This is a genomic window from Bacteroidota bacterium, assembly GCA_016194975.1.
Taxonomy (GTDB): Bacteria; Bacteroidota; Bacteroidia; order Palsa-965; family Palsa-965.
Window position 1 is genome coordinate 64,864 of record JACQAM010000005.1, and the last position, 19,132, is coordinate 83,995.

Here is a 19,132-nt window from a genome sequence, read left to right on the forward strand (position 1 = left end):
GGAGGATTACGGATTTGCTACAGACACTACAGATTACGGATTGAGACGGATTTACGGATTATTAACCGGTAAAAAAATCAATCAGCAATTAATAACTGTAACCCTTCCGCAGAATTTTCAAAACTTTCCTCCAGTTCAGAAAAAAATCTTTTGCCGTATTTCAGATAGTAAGGAATAAAATTCTCGAAACGTTCCTGCAATTTTCCTTCAGGCAATGCTTTCTCGCGGATCTTGCGTAACTGATTCACCGAAGTTTCCATTTTCTGTTTTGCAGCGCGCAGCATTTTTCCTTCGAGCATATCGATCGCTTTCATCTGCTTCTGCAACTCGGCTTCCGCTGCTCCCCCGAGTGAGGCATCATGCTGAATGATCTTTTTCCGTAACGCATCGTAAGTAAGCTTGATCTGGATCCGTTCATCTTCGAGTGAAATTTCTTCGCCGGAATTTTTTTTCACAAAAGATGAAATGCTTTGCTCAGCTTCATCAAAAATATTTTCCACTTCAAGCCCGGCTTTTTCCCATTTCTCAATGGAAGATGAATCCAGAATCAGGATAAAATTCCGCGGAACAAGAACCGGGAATGAAACATTCATGGCTTCAAACATTTTCCGGTATTCCAGCCAATAGGAAATTTCTCCGGGACCTCCAACGTAAGCGATATTGGGCAGAATGATCTGCTGGTAAAGCGGGCGCAACACTACATTCGGGCTGAAATTTTCCGGGTGAGTTTCAATTTCATTCACCAATTCCGATTTTGTAAAACTCATTTTTCCATTCACAGAAATAAACTTGCCCTCTTTCTCCTCAATTCTTTCCCGGATTCCCGGCTTCATGAAAAATAAATTTATGTTTCTCGGGTTCACCTGTATCCCGTAACCTTTCTTCCGCAAAGCATCCATCGTTTCATTCACCATTTTTCCTGTGTGTTGCGATTCAATTTCCTCTTTCATCACGGGAACAAAATATTTTTTCAAACGCGCATCATTTCCATCAACGACGAGAACTCTTCCCTCAAAAATTTCGTGCACCAGTTCGCACGTAGCCTGCGCGAGTGTCCTTCCCGCACGATAGACGCGCGTAAAGATTTCCATCAGTTCATCGGCATGAGCGGAATCTCCGACGATCACACGAAGTTCTTCGATCACATTTTTCAGCGAATCAGTTTTCAATTCTCCGACAGCGCCTTCACTAACCAATTCCCACTTCAGTTTTTTCCCGAAGAGATTCACTGAAGAAATTTCTGCAAAGTCGTGATCTTCACTTGCCATCCAGTAAACCGGAACAACAGAAATATTTTCCGAAGAAAGTTCTTCCGCCAACCTGATCGCCGAAATTATTTTATAAATAAAATAAAGCGGCCCGGTAAAAAGGCAAAGCTGGTGGCCGGTGCAAATTGTAAACGTATTTTTCTGCGCGAGTTTATTCAGCAGAAGCTCATTTGAAATTCCTGCCGATGCATATTGTGCAGAAACAACTTCTACAAGTGTTTTTCTTTTTTCATCATCGAATAAAACGGAAGAAGCCGCTTTGCGGAAACCGTTTTGATCCGGGGAATGCAGAAAAAAATCCTTCACCTTTTCATTCCCGTTCACATAATCAAGAAAAAGTTCAGGGAACTGTCCGATGCGATCAAACGGAATACTGCGGGAATCGAATTTCATTCGGAACAAAGGTAACAGTTAACGAGGAGAGAAATCCGGCAGGGTTGGTCAAAGTTTTTTTTCATCGAGCAGCAATTTCACTTTCAGGATCGCGGTCACAGAAAGTGAATCTGTTATTTTTCCATCGCAAACCAGGCGGTAAGCATCATGGAATGGAATTTTTATCAATTGCAGATCTTCATCTTCCCCGGGCTCCGCTTCGCCTATTACAATTTCTTCTGCGAGATACAAATAACAATATTCATCCGTCGCAGAATTACTCAACTGCATTTCCTGGATGAGCGTCCATTTTTTTGCGGTGATGCCGGCCTCCTCTTTCAATTCGCGTTTTGCCGATTCGAGCGGAGGAATTTCTGTGGAGCCACCGCCTTCGGGAATCTCCCAGGTGTATTCATTCACAGGATAACGATATTGCCCGACGAGAAAAGTATTTTTTTCCCCGTCGAGAACAATGATTCCTATTGCAAAATTTTTAAAATGAACGACCGAATAAATTCCGGGATGGCCGTTTGGATCTGTCACGTCATGTTTTGTAACGCTGATCCACGGCGACTCATAAATTTTTTCAGTGTAATGAGTTTTCCACGGATTATTCTCCGGCGATACGGGCAACTCTTTCATTTCACAAATTCCATTTCATTCATCAGGTATCCTGCGCCTGCATATTTATCAATGATAAAAAGCGTGTAACGCACATCGAGCACGATATTCCTGCAGAGTTTCGGATCATAATTCACATCGCTCATCGTTCCTTCCCAGCAACGATCGAAATTTGTTCCGATTAGATCTCCATTCGCATCAAGCACCGGGCTTCCGGAATTTCCGCCGGTCGTATGATTGGTTGCAATAAATGACGTATGGAGTTTCCCGTCTTTTTTATCGGCATACGGCCCGTAATCTTTTTTCTCCCAGAGTTCGTGCAGGCGCGCGGGAACTTTGTAATCGAAACTTGAATTATCTTCTTTCTCCATCACACCATCGAGCGTAGAATACCAACTGTACTGCACACCATCGCGCGGAGAATAATCATCGATCTTTCCATAAGCAACACGCAGCGTAAAATTCGCATCGGGATAAAATTTCTTTTCAGGAAAAACTTCTTCCATCGCTTTCATGTAACGGCGTTGCAAAGCATTTATGATTGCATTGAATTTCATATAAGGATGGAGCGCAAAAACATCGTAATAGAGATAACTCGTTCCGGTGAGAACAAATGCCGGATCCATGCTGATCTTTTTCCAATCGGAGGGTTTCCATTTACGCAACATGGAAAATAATTTTGCAGAATCGAGCAGAATTGATTTTGACCAGATCATGTCGAGATATTTCTGCAGATCACCTTTGTATTTTTTCTGAACCGTAGAACAGAAGAACGGAAGAGCAAAACCATTTTTCTCATAAAATATTTTCGAAGGAATATCCAGTTGCGGATCGTAAGGATAAAGTGAATCGATGCCGTCCATCATTTTCGTGATGAGGGCGAATGCTTCTTCTTTGTCAACTTTTACGGAATAGTTTTTATAAAAGTCAAGTGCGTAACCATAAACAGCATTCAGCGCGTTGTTGAGTTTTTTCACATCCAGGGTATCCGCCGAACTGTATTTGATCACATCACTGAATTGATTTGCAAAACCGACAAGCTCCACCGAAAAAATTCCTTCGCTCATATAGTCCACCCCTTTTTCATAAGGAACAATTCCTTCGTTTGCTTTTTGGAGTGAAGGAAGAAGATCACCGTATTTATTTTTCAGCGCCGCATCGGCATTTATTTTTTTCGAGAAATCATCTTCACGCGCCTGCTTGAGCGCGATGGTATTTGTTTCCTTCAATCCCTTTTCTTCGCCCTGCCATTTTTTCCACGCATTCGCCGCACCGTTCCTCTTCGCTGCATATTTCATTTTCACTTCCGGATCTTTTTTCATTTCATCTTCCATGATCGTGATACGCGTGGTGCGCATATCCACTTTCACCGGGTCTGCAACATTCTCAAGGAGGCCGACTCCATAGGAAGTGAGGTACTCCGTTGTTCTTCCCGGGAATCCATACACCATGGTAAAATCATTTTCACCGACTCCATTTGCATTGATGCGGAAAAATTTTTTCGGTGTGTAAGGAATATTTTCTTTCGAATAATCTGCAGGATCGTTGTTTTTATCAGCGTAGATCCTGAACAAAGAAAAATCAGCAGTTTGCCGCGGCCACATCCAGTTATCAGAATCTCCACCGAAATTTCCGATCTCCTGCGGGGGCGCGCCCACCATGCGCACGTCTTTGAACGTCTGTGTAACGAAAAGATAAAATACATTTCCATAAAAGAACGGGCGCACAAAAGCATCAAAACCTTGTTTTGTATTTTCTTTTGCAAGCGCTTTTGAATTAACATCAATGATTTTATTTCTCGAAGCTTCACTCATTGTATCACTCACTCCAACGAGAATTTTATCCGTCACATCTTCCATACTCACAATGAAAGTTACCGTCAAACCCGGGCATGCAAGTTCCTGTTGCTGATTCATTGCCCAGAATCCATTATCGAGATAATTATTTTCATTGCTGCTGTGAGATTGCAGGTAACCGAATCCGCAATGATGATTCGTGAGCAACAAACCTTTTGATGAAATGAGTTCTGCTGTGCAGCCACCGCCGAACTGGCACACGGCATCTTTCATACTGGAATGATTCACGCTGTAAATATCGTCGGCGCTCAGTTTGAATCCATTCGCGTGCATGTCGGTAATGTTCAATTCATCGAGCAGGATGGGCAGCCACATTCCTTCGTCGGCTTTGAGAATGGAGAATGAAGAGAGAAGAAAAAGAAAGAAGAAGAGAAAACGTTTCATTGGCAGAAAATTGAAACGTGAAGATAGTTAAACTGAAAACATTCGCTGTTCAGTTTTCAGAATTCCTCACTCCTGATTGGCAAATTCCACGAAGAAGGTGGATCCAACTCCCGGTTCACTTTCGACGCTGATCTTATTTCCAAGCGCTTCCACCTGTGTTTTGGTAATAAATAATCCGAATCCTTTTGCATCGGGATGTTCATGGAAAACTTTTCTGATCCGGAAAATATCTTTCCTGTATTTTTTTAAATCGATACCGAGTCCATTATCGGCAACCGAAAGAATAATAATTTCTCCTTTCTTTTTTGTTGCAATAGTGATGACCGGTTTCCGCTCGGGCGAACTGTATTTAAGTGCATTCGTCAGGAGATTATGAATGATGCTCTCTATATATTTTTTCGGATAACGGATCGCAGGAGCATCTTGCACATTCACATTGATCACCGCTTTGAGCCGGATCACTTCTTCAGAAACTGCTTCAAGCGTATTCTTAATGCATTGCGCAATGTCCACTTCATCCAATTCAATGGAAGTATCCTGCCTTACTTGCAACGATTCGAGCAGTTCCGATAATGTTTCATTCAGATTGTTGACCACAGGGCGCATTTTGGAGAGGATGAGTTTTTGTTCTTTTTCGTTATCAGCATTCTCCACGAGGTTCAACAATTGCTTCATATTTCCCAGCGGAGAACGGAGATTATGTGAAAGGATATTGCAGAAATCTGTCAATTGATTATTCTGGAAAGAAAGCAACTCTGATTTCAGTTCAACATTCCTGTTTGCCTCAAGCAGGTGTTCCGTACGGTCATTTACTTTCTGTTCCAGTGCTTCATTCAGTAAACTGAGTTTTTCTTTTGCTCTCTTTCTTTGTTTAGCAAGGCGGATAAGCACGAAAACAAGTGCGAGCATGAAAATGAAAGTGATTAAAGCTACTACCAATTCAACCTGTCCCTGTGCGAGCAACTGTTCATTCTTCCGGTTTATTTCTTCGAGATTTTTATTTTCATGATCGTCAAGCTGTGCCTTATACTGAACTTCCATCTCCGTCATTTTCTGATCATCCTGTTTGCTTTCTATTTTTGCAACCAAATCGTTAACCTCCAGCAGAAGTTCAAGCGCCTTTTTATCATTTCCTTTTTCGTGGTAAATTTCAAAGAGCGTTCGTTTAGCTAATAATTTATAATTGTCAATTCCGCAGGAATCACTAAGCCGGATTGCACGGCTAATATATTCTTCAGCAAGTTTATCATTTCCCATCGTACTGTAAACGCGCGCCATTTTTGTATAGCACAGTGGCAATTCGCACGATTCACCTTTCAATAAATACTGGCCGATCGCTTTATTGTAATAATCGAGGGATGAAGGATATTTTTTTTCAAGATAATCGCTGTAACCAAGTATCATGTAATTCACAGCATGGCCTCCATCTCTGAGACTCTTCACCGGGCTTTCTGCAATGGACATTTCCGAATATTTTTTCGCATTGCCATAATCCAGCATGGTGAAATAACATTCCGCTACATCGCCATAAACGAGCGAACTGAATAATGCGCTGTCAATAATATTTCCCAGGTAACTCCTGCACTGGAGCAATGGAGCAACAGCATTGTCCGGTTTGCCGGAAGATTTTATTACATCGCCGAAAAGAAAATGGCCATAGAATTCCTCTACGGGAGAAAGATCCTTCCTGCCGATGAATTTCAGCACAAGCGAATTCGCGGAATCAAATTGCCCGGCATAAGTAAATGTTGACACTTGTTTTTTCAATGAATCAACAGCAGGACTCCATTGGGCCGGCAGGCGATCTTCACTGAGAACGATAAAGCAAAGAATGAGCAGTGCATTTTTTTTCACTCGCCAAATCGAGTGCAGAAAAACTGCAACACTTCCGGGGAAACGGCAAAAAAGAAAATGACAGTCAAAAAATAACGGTCTCAATTCTGAAACGTATTGGCAAGAAATTCAATTTCAATCAGGGAGGGCCGGGAAAAAGGGCAGAGGCCTTGTCAATACTACAAAAAAAAGGGAGATGAACAAATACTTTTCGACAGATATTCTGTTATCTGAGCCGAATTATGCTTTTACTTTTTCAGCCGCATGATTCATCCTCTTCACATAAACTTTGATCGCAATGGCAAGCGTGGCAACGTAAAGCACGTAGCTCACCACGGGATAAATAAAAGCAAAGACAATAGCAATGGCGTACGTAAAATTGATCCAGAAAAATAACGGCAATTGTTTTTTATAAAACTCGTCTTTGAAATGTTCGTTAACGAGGTGCTTGTGTTTGTAAAGATACATGAGCATGAAAAAAGAAAGCAGGTTGGTGGCGATGAGATTGATACCGTAAAGCACAATTGGAATTTTTCCGTTTGGAAATTTTCCAAGCAAGCCGGTGGGAAAAGGCACTATGCAGATGAGCAGCAACAATAACATATTCATCCACACAAAATTTCCATCCACATATTTTATCCGGTCGAAATAAAAATGATGCCCGATCCAATACAGTCCGATGAGTGTGAACGTCATGATGTAGGAAAGGATTTTCGGCAGCATTTCCAGCAACGTCTGCTTCAAATGAACATAATCGCAAGTGGGAATGGTGATGTTGAATACGAGCAACGTGATGGCGATGGAAAATACTCCGTCGGAAAATGCCTCGAGTCGTGATTTATTCATGAGTACGAATTATTCCGAACATGTTCGGGAGGAATATATGAAGTGCGAATATACGAATCAGTGTTAGGAGTTATGGGTTTCTTTGGTAGTGGCTCAGTTTGCTCTTTTCCGATTCAATTTCGCGCCTTGGCACCTTCGCGGTTCCTAAACCATTCTTTTATTAAACCGCAAAGACGCTAAGGCGCTAAGAATTTTCAAACTGACCCACTACCGTTTCTTTGACTGCCCGCTGCTTACTCTCTTTCCCACTTGCGTGTTGCTCTTCCGCAATGACGAATGATGGTGCAGTTGTTTTTTTTCGCGTAACGTATCAATTTTCTTCTCAGTCGCTGTGGATAAAAATTATGACAGACATCTCCGAAAACAGAACGTTCTTTGAGAATACCGAGATGAGAAAGAACATCGGCGGCACCGGCCGCACAACGAACACCGAAAAAAGCATAATCATACGGACTCTTCCCGAGAAATACTGCTTTCAGTTTTTTGTACGCCACATATTGTGAATCACTGAGTGGAATTACGATGGAAGTATATTGATCTCCGCAAGTGTCCTTATGAAAAGATGATTTGTCTTCAGCAATGAATCCTCCGAGCCGGTGACGGCGACTCGCAAAAATATGCCAGCCATATTTGGGTTGAAAACTGAAAATGCAACTGTCGTCCTCAATGGAAACATGCCCGCCGTGAATTCCCCCAAAACATTTTTCTTCACTTGCTTTGCAATTTCTTTTCGGTTTGGATCCGTACAAAAAATGAACGGTGATAGAATGGCTATGAGCCGAATCAGTTTGTGAAAAAAGTTCCGGGGGACATAGCAGTGAAATTGAAATGGCAGTTGTAAAAAATAAGTTCATCATCGGATTGCGGATATATAAAATTAAAAAATATTCTCCGTAGAAACCAAGGCGGCTAATTCCGATTCCGGTAACTTTGATTACAATGAAAACTAAATTACCGGTACGCATTACCAAATCAACGGGCGAAGAAAGTTATTTCTCCGAAAAGAAATTGGAAGCATCACTGCGTCGTGCAGGCGCAGATGAAGAACAGGTGAACGCAATTCTCGTAAAGATCCGTTCTTCTTTGTACGATGGGATTTCCACGAAAGAAATTTACCGCCTTGCTTTTGCAGAACTAAGGGCGGAATCGAAATTTCTTGCGGCGCGCTATAATCTCAAACAGGCGATCATCGCACTCGGTCCCGAAGGTTTTTATTTCGAAAAATATATTGCAGCCGTTCTTGCCGCAAGAGGTTATGAAACGAAACACAGCGTGATCCTCAATGGAAAATGTGTGAAACATGAAGTGGATGTACTCGCAAAAAAAGGGAACGAACTGCACATTATCGAATGCAAATTTCACCGGCATGATGGTTTGAACTGCGATGTGAAAGTGCCGCTCTACATTCATTCGCGTTTCAATGACATCAGGAATTACTTCGAAGAACACCCGGTGAAAGACGTTGAAAAATATTATGGTTGGGTGGTAACGAACACGCGCTTTACCGAGGATGCGGTGAATTATGGCAATTGTACAGGATTGAAATTGCTGAGCTGGAATTTTCCCGCGGGCAAAGGCCTGCGTGAACTTGCGGATTCAGAAAAATTATACCCCCTCACCTGCCTCACTTCATTGACAAAAACTGAAAAAAATTTATTGCTTGAAAAAGAATTGATCCTGGCTAAAGATATTCCTTCCAATTTAAAATTGATTAAAATGATCGGGATGACCTTAAGCAGGCAGAATGCATTGCTGGAAGAGATCAGGAATCTTTGCGGAAAATAATTTTATCGGAGGAAAAAAATAATCAGTGTAAATCTGAGTAATCAGTGGTTATTTTATAAAGATGCCACAGACTTGCGCTGATTTACACTGATTAAAGGGCATCTCTAAAAACACAGAAATGCAAGGCGGGCAAGCCCGAAAAACCGGAATTTACTATTCGTAAATGAGGATTTTGAGGGCGTAGCCCACAACGCAGCAGTTCGAAGTTATTAGAGATGCCCTAAATTTTTTAAAGAACTTTTTTATTATTTACTCCACAATAATTTTCTTCGCCACGCGCTGCCCTTCACTTTCAAGTACCACAAAATAAATTCCGGCATGGAGATCGCTTATGCCAATCTTCTCCTGCGCTGACGGATGCGCGCGGAATTTTTCTTCCTGCACTTTCTGCCCAAGCGAATTGTAGATGCTCAGCAAAACATCAGCGTCATAAACGTTTCCGAAATTAATATTCAATTCATCGTGCGCCGGATTCGCCGAAAGACTGAATTGATCTGAAAAATTATTTTCCGCAACTCCGGTGCATTGCGACGGATCGAATACCACGGTATCGCTCGTCGTACTCTGGCAGGTAAGCGCATCCGTTGTCGTCACCGAATAAATTCCTGAAGTAGTGACCTGAATGGATTGCGTGGTATCACCGGTACTCCAGGAATAAGCAGTAGCAATATTGAGTGCGTAAAGCGTGATCGTATCGCCGGGACAAGCGGAATCGCCCGGATTGGAAATGATCGTATTCAATTGTGCGATCTGCGTAATGATAACCGAGTTCGGGCTCGTATTGCTCGTGTCCTGCGGATTTGAAGAAATGACGCGAATGCGGTAGAAGAAACTGAAACTTGCATTGGCAGGAATAGTTCCGAAAATAATTCCGTTTCCGCCGATCGTAAAAAAAGTAGTTCCCATGTTCACCGGGCTTCCGAAATTTCCAAGCCAGTCAGAAAATTGTGCCGTAAAAATATTTCCGAATGGAAAAGTTCCTGTTACTGAAAACGGGATGATCACATTTCCTCCCGCGCAGGTGGACGTTTGCAGCACGCTGTCGCATACGATCGTGTTCTGCGCCTGTGTACGCTGGTGCATGCCCGCGAAAAGAAAAGTGAGAAGTACGCCGAGAAAGTAGAATTTTTTCATGGAAGATTTTTTTGCATAACAAAACTAAGAAAATTAGGGCTTGACCCCGGAGTAATTAATGCTCTTCTTACGCACTCATCTGTTAACAAACAACACTTCCGTAAAGATCAAATTCCTCTGCTTTTTCAATTTTCACATTGGCAAAATCGCCGATGCGCACAAAATCCTGTGCAGCATCTACGAGCACTTCATTATCCACTTCCGGCGAATCGGATTCGGTTCTCCCAATGAAAAAACCGGATTCTTTACGGTCGAAAAGAACTTTCATCTCTTCTCCCACCTTGTTCTGGTTCATTACAAATGAAATTCCCGATTGCATTTCCATTACAGCGCTTGCGCGTTCCTGTTTTATTTCCGGTTCCACATCATCCTTCAATTCGAAAGCAGAAGTATTTTCTTCGTGGGAATAGGTGAAGATGCCGAGCCGGTCGAATTTTGTTTCTTCCACCCAGCGCAGCATTTCTTCATGATCTTTTTCCGTCTCGCCCGGGTAACCCGCAATGAGCGTGGTGCGCAAAGTAATGCCCGGAACTTTTTCGCGGATCCTATTTACAAGATCAATCGTCTTTTGTTTCGTGGTTCCCCGCTTCATACTTTTCAGCATCGCATCGCTGATGTGCTGCAAAGGCATGTCGAGATAATTGCAGATCTTTTCATTCGTTCGCATCACGTCGAGAATTTCCATTGGGAAACCACTCGGAAATGCATAATGCAAACGTATCCAGTCGATGCCGTCCACTTCAGAAAGTTTGTGGAGCAATTCATCGAGATTTCTTTTTTTATAAATGTCGAGCCCGTAGTAAGTGGAATCCTGCGCGATCAGGATCAATTCTTTCGTTCCGTTCTTCGCAAGAATTTTTGCCTGCGCTATGAGTTGTTCAATGGGGGTGGAAATATGTTTCCCGCGCATGATCGGTATCGCGCAGAACGAGCACGGGCGATCGCATCCTTCCGAAATTTTCAGGTAAGCAAAATGATTCGGCGTGGTAAGAATTCTTTCTCCAACAAGGTCGTGCTTGTAATCTGCCTTGAGCGTTTTCAGCATACGGGGAAGATCGCGCGTGCCGAACCATGCATCCACTTCCGGAATTTCTTTTTCGAGATCGTGTTTGTAGCGTTCACTGAGACATCCGGTGACGTAAACTTTTTCGACGAGCCCGTTTTCCTTCGCATCCACGAAACGGAGAATGGTATCTATACTTTCCTGTTTTGCATTGTCAATGAAACCACACGTATTGATGATCACAATTCCTGCGTCATCTTTTTTGCTTTCATGCTCCACTTCAATATTGTTCGCCTTCAACTGGCCCATCAGCACTTCGCTATCGAAAATATTTTTCGAACAGCCGAGCGTTACCACGTTCACTTTATTCCGCCGGAGTGTTTTTGTTTTCATTGGAGAACAAAGGTACATTTTCCAAATGGCAATTTTTTTTATGCCGCCGGCCGGGCTATTCGCTGTATCTCCATAAAGCGGAAGCAAGCTCCGCTTCATGGAGGATGCCGCTTCTATCCCTGGCGGAAAAACTTCTTGTAAATTAATATTAGGAGATGGGCAGAATTAATTCTTAATGATCTTCTTCGTCATGATCTGTCCCCTTTCACCGGTAATCTTCAGAAAATAAATTCCGGCTGGCTGGTCCGTAAGATCAATTTCACTTTTCTTTTCTGCAGAATTTTTCTCAAGGATCAATTTTCCATTCACATCAAAAATCCCGAGATCATAATTATCAAAATCAGAATGCACCGTGAAAATTCCATCGGAAGGATCCGGAAAAACAGAAAAATCATTTTCATTCTGAATGTTAACCGGCACTCCGCTCACGATCGGCGAAGGACAATTTCCAAAAGCATCGCAGCCATTCCCATCCGTTTTCATCACCCACATATCATTTATTCCCGTGTCAGGTGCTGCCGGCATAACCATTCCGCCGGCCGCGTATCCGCCATCCGGAGCAACAACTACATCATAGAGATAATTTGAACTGCCTGGCCCGAAAATATTTTCATAATGGCCGCACCATTGTTCCATTCCATTATCATTCACTTTTATCAATACACCATCCATATGTACGCTGAAACTGGTGTGCGGCGCCGTTCCGGAAACGACATAAGCGCCATTGGACAATAAACATAAATTTCCTGCATAAGTGCCGGGTGCTGTCTGAGTAAGCGGCGTTTGCCAAATGATATTTCCCACTGAATCTGTTTTTAAAACGCAGATCGCGCCGATCTGGCAATAATTATCTCCAAAAGCGGTGGCGCTGAAAATAAATTTTTCTTTTACTGCAATCACATCTGCACCACGCGCTCCACCGGTTGTGCTATTTATGTTGTAAAGATGCTGCCATTGCATATTTCCCACGCTGTCGGTCTTCTGCAGATAGGCATACGAAAAAGGAGGCCCGCTGCAATTGGGAACAACCCATGTTCCTCCAATGATAAATCCGCCATCGATACATTTATCAAGACTTGTTCCATAACCATAATAAGGAGGCGTAGTTCTTTTTTCCCACAATAAATTTCCCGCTGCATCTGTTTTCAGCAAAATTATTTTGGAATTTCCTGTTGGGCTTCCACCCCATCCAACAATAACAAGTCCATGATCATCCGCTTCTTTGCACATAAGTGCAGTGCGATGGAAAGTGGAATCGTAAATGCTATTTGTCCAGAGTGTGTTCCCGTTCGCATCCACTTTCCACAAAAAAATTCCCGGAAGAGAATCCTTTCCGCACACCATGAAATTTCCATCACTGAGAGCGGTCACAGTATTCGCATTGGAATAATGGTCCTGCGTAAGTTTCTTTTCCCAGATAAGATTGCCGGAAATATCAATTTTGAACAATGCTGCTTCAGCACAATTTGCCTGGGCGCACGCGCTGCCCGCAACGAAATATGCATTCTGAGAAAAAACAATTTGTGAGCCGCCGGTGTAGTCGCCCGGAAGTCCATACCGGTTGTTGAAATAGACCTGCGCCCGGAACATTGCCGAAAGTGAAAAAACAAAACAAAAAACGAGAAAAACTTTTTTCATGCAAGGTTAATGGCGTTTGAATAACGATCCCCGACCTAAATTATTGCAAAAATACCGGGAAATAAAATTATTTTAAACTTTGATTCCTATCACTAACACATCATCCACCTGGAAGAGATCGCCTTTCCATGAATTGAATTCCTCTTCGAGTTTTTTCTTTTGCTCATTCATGGGCAACTTCGAAATTGCACCGAGCATTTCCTTCATTCTCGAAAATTTATATTTCTTCCCTTTACCGCCACCAAACTGGTCAGCAAATCCGTCGGTGAATGTATAGACCATATCACCCGGATTAAGATCTTCTTTCTGTAAAGTAAATGGTTTGACTTCCTTATCAAAAAAACCAACAGGTTGTTTGTCCGCCGGGAATTCTATCGTTTCCCCGTTTCGAATAATAAGGATGGGATTGAACGCGCTGGAAAAGGACATTTTATTATTCCTGAAATCAAAACTACAAATAGAACAATCCATTCCGTCCCACGAAGTGATATTCGATCCATCAGGATTGAGTGCACTGATAATATCGCTTCTTACTTCATTCAGAATATCGTCAGGTTGTGTGATGCGGTGTTCGTTCACGATCTCATTGAGCAAAGTAATGTTGAGCAACGACATGAACGCACCGGGAACACCATGGCCTGTACAGTCGCCGGTGAGCAAAAGAAATTTTCCGGCAGGAGTGAGATTGGCCCAATAGAAATCGCCGCTTACAATATCCTTTGGTTTGTAAAAAACAAAATGATCGGGAAGATTTTTTTTCAATAAACTATCCGAAGCAAGCAGCGCTCCCTGAATTCGTTTTGCATACGTAATAGAATCGACGATCTCTTTTTGTTTTTCATCGAGGATGTCTTTTTGCCGTTCTACTTCGAGTTTCTGCGAATGAATGAGTTTGTTTTTTTCTTCGAGCAAACCATTCGCTTTCTTTTTCTGCCGGTAACCACGCAACGAAAGGAATGCGACGATCAGGATCAGTGTCGCTATTCCTATCATGGAATACGTGTAGATCTTTTGTTTCTCTCCGGCGAGTTGTGTGACCTGGAGTTTCTTACTGAGTAATTCGTTCTCCCTTTTTTTCTTGTCCACATCGAATCTGGTTTGCACGGATTCGATCGCATCTACCTTTTCAATATTGAACAATGAATCCTTTAGCGTAGACCAGATCGTACTGTATTTGTAAGCACTATCAAATCCCCCGATCGCGGCATATTCTTTTGCAAGATCCTGGGCCGCTTCTTTCTCATCATCCGGCAATTCGAGTGATAAAGCGATGCTATAACTTCTGAAAGAGTGGTCGATCGCCGTTCGGAAATCTTTTTTCCTGAAATAAATATTGCCGATATTATTGAGGAGTGTGCATTCGTCTTCCAGGCTGTGATGCTCATGAAAAATGGAATAGGACGCTTCATAATATTTAAGCGCATTGTCAATATCGTTTTTCCTGGAATAAAGAAAACCGATATTCAGATAATCGCCGGCGAGACTCAGTGAATCGCTGGTTGCAATATCTATTGCTACACTTTTATTCAGATAAAATGCCGATGAATCATATTCATTTAGTTCAATAAAGGCCAGCCCGAGATTTCCATACAGGGCTGTAAGAATACTCGAATCGGAATTCGCTATTGCGCGCTCAAGCGATTCCTCAGTGATCGTTTTGACGCGCTGATAATCTTTTTCGGCGTAGTAAGCGGCGGTGAGTTTGTTCAGTACAACTTTTAATTGATCGTAATCGTTCAGCTTTTCAAATCCATCTCTGGCAAGCCCCAGGTATTTATACGCGTTTTCAAAATCTCCGATATTGGCGTAGCAAGTGCCGAGCAAACGCAGTGTTCTGAAATACTTCACTTGTGAATTGGCTTCCTTGTACAGACTGGCCGATTCGAGATAAAGCGGAATGGCAGTCTTCATATCACTTGCATTATTGCGGACATCAGCAAGAACAAAAATGGCTGACGCTTCCTGATCTTTTCGGCCGGTTTTTCTTGCCAATTCAAGTCCGCGTTCTGCATAGGATCTCGCCTTTATGCTATCTGTTTCTCTGAAGATGCGGCTCAGGCTGAGCAGAACATTTGCGCGGGTTGTATCGGAAGCAGAACTGTTCAGAATATGCAGCAGGCTGTCCTCATTCATGGATTGTGCGAATGATATAAGAGAGAACCAACAAAATAAAATAATGAATAGTTTCTGTCTTACCATTGGTCAGGATATTTTTATTCCTATCACTAACACATCATCCACCTGGAAGAGATCGCCTTTCCATGAATTGAATTCTTCTTCGAGTTTTTTCTTTTGCTCATTCATGGGAAGATGCACAATGGAAAGAAGAAAAGTTTTCAGGTTAGTGTACTTGTATTTTTTCCCTTTCTCCCCACCGAACTGGTCACCGAATCCATCGCTGAAAGTGTAAATGGTATCGCCTTTTTTTATTTCTGTTTTCTGAAGTGTGAATGGGCGGGAATCACCTTCGAAAAATCCCACCGGTTGTTTATCACCTGGAAATTCGGTTACGTTTCCATCGCGCACAAGCAACACCGCGTTGAACGCCGAAGCGAGCGCGAGGTTTCCATTCCTGAAATCAAAACTGCAGAGCGAACAATCCATTCCATCCTGCGAAATTTCTTCCGATCCTTCGGGGTTCAGCGCAAGAATAATGTCGCGCCGCACTTCGTTGAGAATATCATCGGGCTGCGTGATGCGGTGTTCATTCACAATTTCACTCAGCAGCGTAATGTTGAGCAGCGACATGAATGCGCCGGGAACTCCGTGCCCTGTACAGTCGCCGGTGAGCAAAAGAAATTTTCCGGCAGGAGTGAGATTGGCCCAATAGAAATCGCCGCTCACAATGTCTTTCGGTTTGTAAAAGACAAAATGATCGGGAAGATTTTTTTTCAATAAACTATCCGAAGCAAGCAGCGCTCCCTGAATTCGTTTTGCATACGTAATAGAATCGACGATCTCTTTTTGTTTTTCTTGCACGAGATCGCGCTGCCGTTCCACTTCCTTTTTCTGGAGGGAAATGATGTAATGTGCTTTTTGTTTGTCTTTATATCCTTTGAAAATAAAAAGCACAAGCCCGAAAGCAAGAAGCAAACCAATGGCTGCAGAAATAATGTAAATGCGCTGCTGGCTGATCTCTGCATCTTTTTTTCCTGATTCGAGTGTGGCAATTTTATTTTTCTGTTCAAGGATCTGGTTTTGTTTTTCTTTTTTATCTGTTTCGTATTTCGTTTGCATTTCTGCGATGCTGCGATTTGATTCCGCGGAGAAAAGCGAATCTTTGTAATTGGTTCCTATCACTTCATATTTGTAAGCATTGGAAAAATCTTTTTTTGATCCATAGGCTTCAGCGAGAACGAAAGCCGCTTCCTGCGTCACTGATATATTCCTGGAAAGAGCACAGAGGCGCATCGATTCCAAACCATATTTTATCGCATCGTTGTTATTATTTCTTTTCTGTTCGAGTTTTGCCATCGCACCATAAGTCGCCGCCATACTGTAATTATCACCGAGATCCTTTTTGATGGCAAGCGCTCTTTTAAAATAATCGATCGCTTTATTATAATCGCGCAGATCACCATAAGTATCGCCGAGATTATTCAGGCATTGTGCAATTCCTATTCTGTCTTTAATATCTTCCCGTATTTTCAGTGATTTATTGTAAAGGTCAAGCGCAAGAGTAGTATCACCGGTTACGATATATTCGTTCGCAAGATTCATGCTGCAGTCGGCAACTCCTTTTTTGTTGCTGATGGAATTGTACTGATCAAGCGCCAGCTGGTGATAACGCATTGCCTGGGTATAATCTTTTTTATAATAAAATGTATTTCCAAGATTCATGTTGAGCCGCGCAATATTTTTCATGTCCTTCAATTCTTCATAATAACCCAGTGCTTCGATCATCAGCTTCACTGCTTTTTCCTGGTCTCCGTGATCGAGATAATAAACACCGATCTGGGAAGTGAAACCGGCGATTCCTCTTTTGTTATTCATTTTTCTTGAAAGAGTGAGGCCGCGATTCGCCCAAACCAACTGGCTGTCGGGGCTGAATGCTGATGCACTTTTCACGATCGCGAGCATGGTTTTGATTTTGTTCGAATCATCCGGCATTGTTGCAACAGCTTTCACCAGAGAATCGTACAGGTGCATACCCTGTTGCGCATGCAGTGATGCGCATGTAAATGCGCACAGTAAGAAAAATATTTTTCCGGCCGTTCTCATTCAGATCCTGATTCCTATAACGAGTACATCATCGAGTTGTTCGAGTTCTCCTTTCCATTCTTCGAAAATTTCCGAGAGTTGTTCTTTCTGCAATGCTAATTTTTCATTTTTCATTGCGAGCAATTTTTCTTTCAATTGAGCGTATTTGAATTTTTTTCCGCGGGGGCCTCCGAACTGATCGGCAAATCCATCAGTGAACGTGTAAATGATATCTCCTTTGCGAAGATCGGTTGTGTGCAACGTATAATTTATGGCAATGCCTTCGTGCATGCCCACGGGTTGTTTGTCCGCTTTGAATTCCATCATTTCACCGTTGCGCAAAATCCACAGCGGATTATTGGCACAGGAAAATTCCACGCGATTATTTTTCAGGTCGAAACTGCAGAGTACACAATCCATCCCGTCTTTCGATTCTTCATCGGCCCCTTCAGGATTCAGCGCCATGATGATCGCTTTGCGCTGCGTGTTCAGCAATTCATCGGGCTTCGTCATTTTCAAACCGTTCGTCAGCTCATGAAGAATGGAAATATTCAGCAGCGACATGAACGCACCGGGAACTCCATGCCCGGTGCAATCGCCGGTGAGCAATAAAAATTTACCATCCGGTGATTCATCCGCCCAATAGAAATCTCCGCTAACAATATCTTTCGGGCGATAGAAAACAAAATACTCCGGAAGATTATTCCTGAGCATCGTATCGGAAGCAAGGAGTGCACGCTGAATTCTTTTTGCATAATGAATGCTGTCGAGAATGTCTTTGTTCCTTTCTTCCAGCTGCAGCCGTTGCGTTTCTACTTTTTCATTGAACGCCACATTTTCTGTCTTGAACATTTTCACTCCAAGAAAAATGAGCAGCCCGGTGAATCCTGTATTCATGATGCCGAAAATATTATTCAGCGGATCGAAAGGATAATACGATTTGTAGGATGGGGAATTGAAAGTAACTTTCAATGCAATGATCACCGCGATCGCCGCAAAAAAATAAGTGAAGATGACTTTGAAATTATCAAAGACGATCACCGCACCCATAGGCATGAACAGAAGAAAAATATGCGTTTGTCCTGTTTCGCCATAGAGCAGGCTGAACGTGGCGAGAAAGATCATTCCGAGAATGAGCGTGAGATGAAAAGATATACGATAGTTTCTCCACTTCATCATCGCAATACTGAAAATGGTACCTCCGAGTTCCGTAAGTGTGAGGGCAGTGGCGATGTAATAATGATTGAGGTAACCGATGATAGTATAAGCGGTGCAGATGAAAGCAATGACAAGTGAAGAAGAATTGAAAATGCGAATACGATTCTGCTGTTTGAATGGCAGATCGGGTGTTACGCCGGTGTTGACAATAGAACGGACGAATGTGAACATCAGCAGCAAAGTTTTTTTACCGGTTCATTTTTTTTCATAATGCAGGAGACAAAAAAGTTCCGGCGAAATCCGCGTGCCTTTGTTTTGGAAAATTCTCTAAGCAAGATAAGAATTCAAAGGAATACCAGCGATTGAAAGACTACTTTCTGCCGGAGAGAACTACGATAAGAATGATGAGTCCGACAATTACAAGTGAAATGATTATAACGGCGATCACAATGATGCTGATGCTATTTCTACGCTGGTACATCAGGCGGTTTTCCTTTTCAAGGCATTGTTTTTTCAGTTCCTCATCGAGGAATTTCTGTTCAGCTTCCTTCTTCATCATATCCGCCTGCACAGAATCGTCCGTCATCTTTATCGAATCAGCTAAGCGTACCGAATCAACAATGAAATGTTTAGGAGAATGG

General features: G+C 42.5%; 14 protein-coding genes. 1 reads left to right on the plus strand and 13 read right to left on the minus strand.

From position 1 onward, the window contains the following. Positions 1-77 precede the first annotated feature (77 nt). The 6 genes from bshC to HY064_03300 all read right to left on the minus strand — a co-directional run bounded on the left by bshC (position 78) and on the right by HY064_03300 (position 7,929). Positions 78-1,661, minus strand: coding sequence for a bacillithiol biosynthesis cysteine-adding enzyme BshC (gene bshC / locus HY064_03275; protein MBI3509659.1), 1,584 nt, complete (start codon positions 1,659-1,661; stop codon positions 78-80). Between the two features lie 48 nt (positions 1,662-1,709). Then, complete coding sequence (locus HY064_03280; GenBank protein MBI3509660.1) at positions 1,710-2,282, minus strand: NUDIX hydrolase; 573 nt, start codon at positions 2,280-2,282, stop codon at positions 1,710-1,712. Further along, the gene (locus HY064_03285) at positions 2,279-4,501 is read right to left on the minus strand and encodes a S46 family peptidase (GenBank protein ID MBI3509661.1); all 2,223 of its coding nucleotides are present in this window, start codon (positions 4,499-4,501) and stop codon (positions 2,279-2,281) included. Before HY064_03285 ends, HY064_03280 begins: the two co-directional genes overlap by 4 nt. 66 nt (positions 4,502-4,567) lie before the next feature. Continuing rightward, positions 4,568-6,355: a hypothetical protein gene (locus HY064_03290; protein ID MBI3509662.1), complete on the minus strand. Its 1,788-nt coding sequence runs from the start codon at positions 6,353-6,355 to the stop codon at positions 4,568-4,570. 219 nt (positions 6,356-6,574) lie between these two features. After that, positions 6,575-7,180: a DUF1211 domain-containing protein gene (locus HY064_03295; protein MBI3509663.1), complete on the minus strand. Its 606-nt coding sequence runs from the start codon at positions 7,178-7,180 to the stop codon at positions 6,575-6,577. Between the two features lie 233 nt (positions 7,181-7,413). After that, positions 7,414-7,929 (minus strand): hypothetical protein, encoded by a 516-nt coding sequence (locus HY064_03300; protein MBI3509664.1) that lies wholly within the window; start codon positions 7,927-7,929, stop codon positions 7,414-7,416. 190 nt (positions 7,930-8,119) lie between these two features. On the opposite strand from HY064_03300, the gene HY064_03305 reads away from it, so the two are divergent. Next, the gene (locus tag HY064_03305) at positions 8,120-8,965 is read left to right on the plus strand and encodes a restriction endonuclease (GenBank protein ID MBI3509665.1); all 846 of its coding nucleotides are present in this window, start codon (positions 8,120-8,122) and stop codon (positions 8,963-8,965) included. Between the two features lie 249 nt (positions 8,966-9,214). Here the strand turns inward: HY064_03305 and HY064_03310 are convergent, their stop codons facing one another. From HY064_03310 to HY064_03340, 7 genes are all read right to left on the minus strand, one after another. Further along, positions 9,215-10,099: a T9SS type A sorting domain-containing protein gene (locus tag HY064_03310; GenBank protein MBI3509666.1), complete on the minus strand. Its 885-nt coding sequence runs from the start codon at positions 10,097-10,099 to the stop codon at positions 9,215-9,217. Positions 10,100-10,181: 82 nt separating this feature from the next. Beyond that, the gene (gene rimO, locus HY064_03315; GenBank protein MBI3509667.1) at positions 10,182-11,495 is read right to left on the minus strand and encodes a 30S ribosomal protein S12 methylthiotransferase RimO; all 1,314 of its coding nucleotides are present in this window, start codon (positions 11,493-11,495) and stop codon (positions 10,182-10,184) included. 165 nt (positions 11,496-11,660) lie between these two features. Then, positions 11,661-13,133: a T9SS type A sorting domain-containing protein gene (locus tag HY064_03320; protein ID MBI3509668.1), complete on the minus strand. Its 1,473-nt coding sequence runs from the start codon at positions 13,131-13,133 to the stop codon at positions 11,661-11,663. 72 nt (positions 13,134-13,205) lie between these two features. Next, positions 13,206-15,266, minus strand: a complete 2,061-nt coding sequence (locus HY064_03325; protein MBI3509669.1) for a SpoIIE family protein phosphatase — start codon at positions 15,264-15,266, stop codon at positions 13,206-13,208. A gap of 69 nt (positions 15,267-15,335) precedes the next feature. Beyond that, the gene (locus tag HY064_03330; protein MBI3509670.1) at positions 15,336-17,354 is read right to left on the minus strand and encodes a tetratricopeptide repeat protein; all 2,019 of its coding nucleotides are present in this window, start codon (positions 17,352-17,354) and stop codon (positions 15,336-15,338) included. Next, positions 17,355-18,722 (minus strand): SpoIIE family protein phosphatase, encoded by a 1,368-nt coding sequence (locus tag HY064_03335; protein MBI3509671.1) that lies wholly within the window; start codon positions 18,720-18,722, stop codon positions 17,355-17,357. It abuts the gene before it with no gap. A 139-nt stretch (positions 18,723-18,861) separates the two neighbouring features. Beyond that, on the minus strand, positions 18,862-19,077 hold the full coding sequence (locus HY064_03340; protein MBI3509672.1) for a hypothetical protein: 216 nt from the start codon (positions 19,075-19,077) through the stop codon (positions 18,862-18,864). Positions 19,078-19,132 lie beyond the last annotated feature (55 nt).

Excerpts from the sequence above, each read along its gene's own strand:
- bshC (MBI3509659.1), bottom strand. The coding sequence starts at position 1,661 with ATGAAATTCGATTCCCGCAGTATTCCGTTTGATCGCATCGGACAGTTC.
- HY064_03280 (MBI3509660.1), bottom strand. The coding sequence starts at position 2,282 with ATGAAAGAGTTGCCCGTATCGCCGGAGAATAATCCGTGGAAAACTCAT.
- HY064_03285 (MBI3509661.1), bottom strand. The coding sequence starts at position 4,501 with ATGAAACGTTTTCTCTTCTTCTTTCTTTTTCTTCTCTCTTCATTCTCC.
- HY064_03295 (MBI3509663.1), bottom strand. The coding sequence starts at position 7,180 with ATGAATAAATCACGACTCGAGGCATTTTCCGACGGAGTATTTTCCATC.
- HY064_03305 (MBI3509665.1), top strand. The coding sequence starts at position 8,120 with ATGAAAACTAAATTACCGGTACGCATTACCAAATCAACGGGCGAAGAA.
- HY064_03310 (MBI3509666.1), bottom strand. The coding sequence starts at position 10,099 with ATGAAAAAATTCTACTTTCTCGGCGTACTTCTCACTTTTCTTTTCGCG.
- rimO (MBI3509667.1), bottom strand. The coding sequence starts at position 11,495 with ATGAAAACAAAAACACTCCGGCGGAATAAAGTGAACGTGGTAACGCTC.
- HY064_03320 (MBI3509668.1), bottom strand. The coding sequence starts at position 13,133 with ATGAAAAAAGTTTTTCTCGTTTTTTGTTTTGTTTTTTCACTTTCGGCA.
- HY064_03325 (MBI3509669.1), bottom strand. The coding sequence starts at position 15,266 with ATGAATGAGGACAGCCTGCTGCATATTCTGAACAGTTCTGCTTCCGAT.
- HY064_03330 (MBI3509670.1), bottom strand. The coding sequence starts at position 17,354 with ATGAGAACGGCCGGAAAAATATTTTTCTTACTGTGCGCATTTACATGC.
- HY064_03335 (MBI3509671.1), bottom strand. The coding sequence starts at position 18,722 with ATGTTCACATTCGTCCGTTCTATTGTCAACACCGGCGTAACACCCGAT.
- HY064_03340 (MBI3509672.1), bottom strand. The coding sequence starts at position 19,077 with ATGACGGACGATTCTGTGCAGGCGGATATGATGAAGAAGGAAGCTGAA.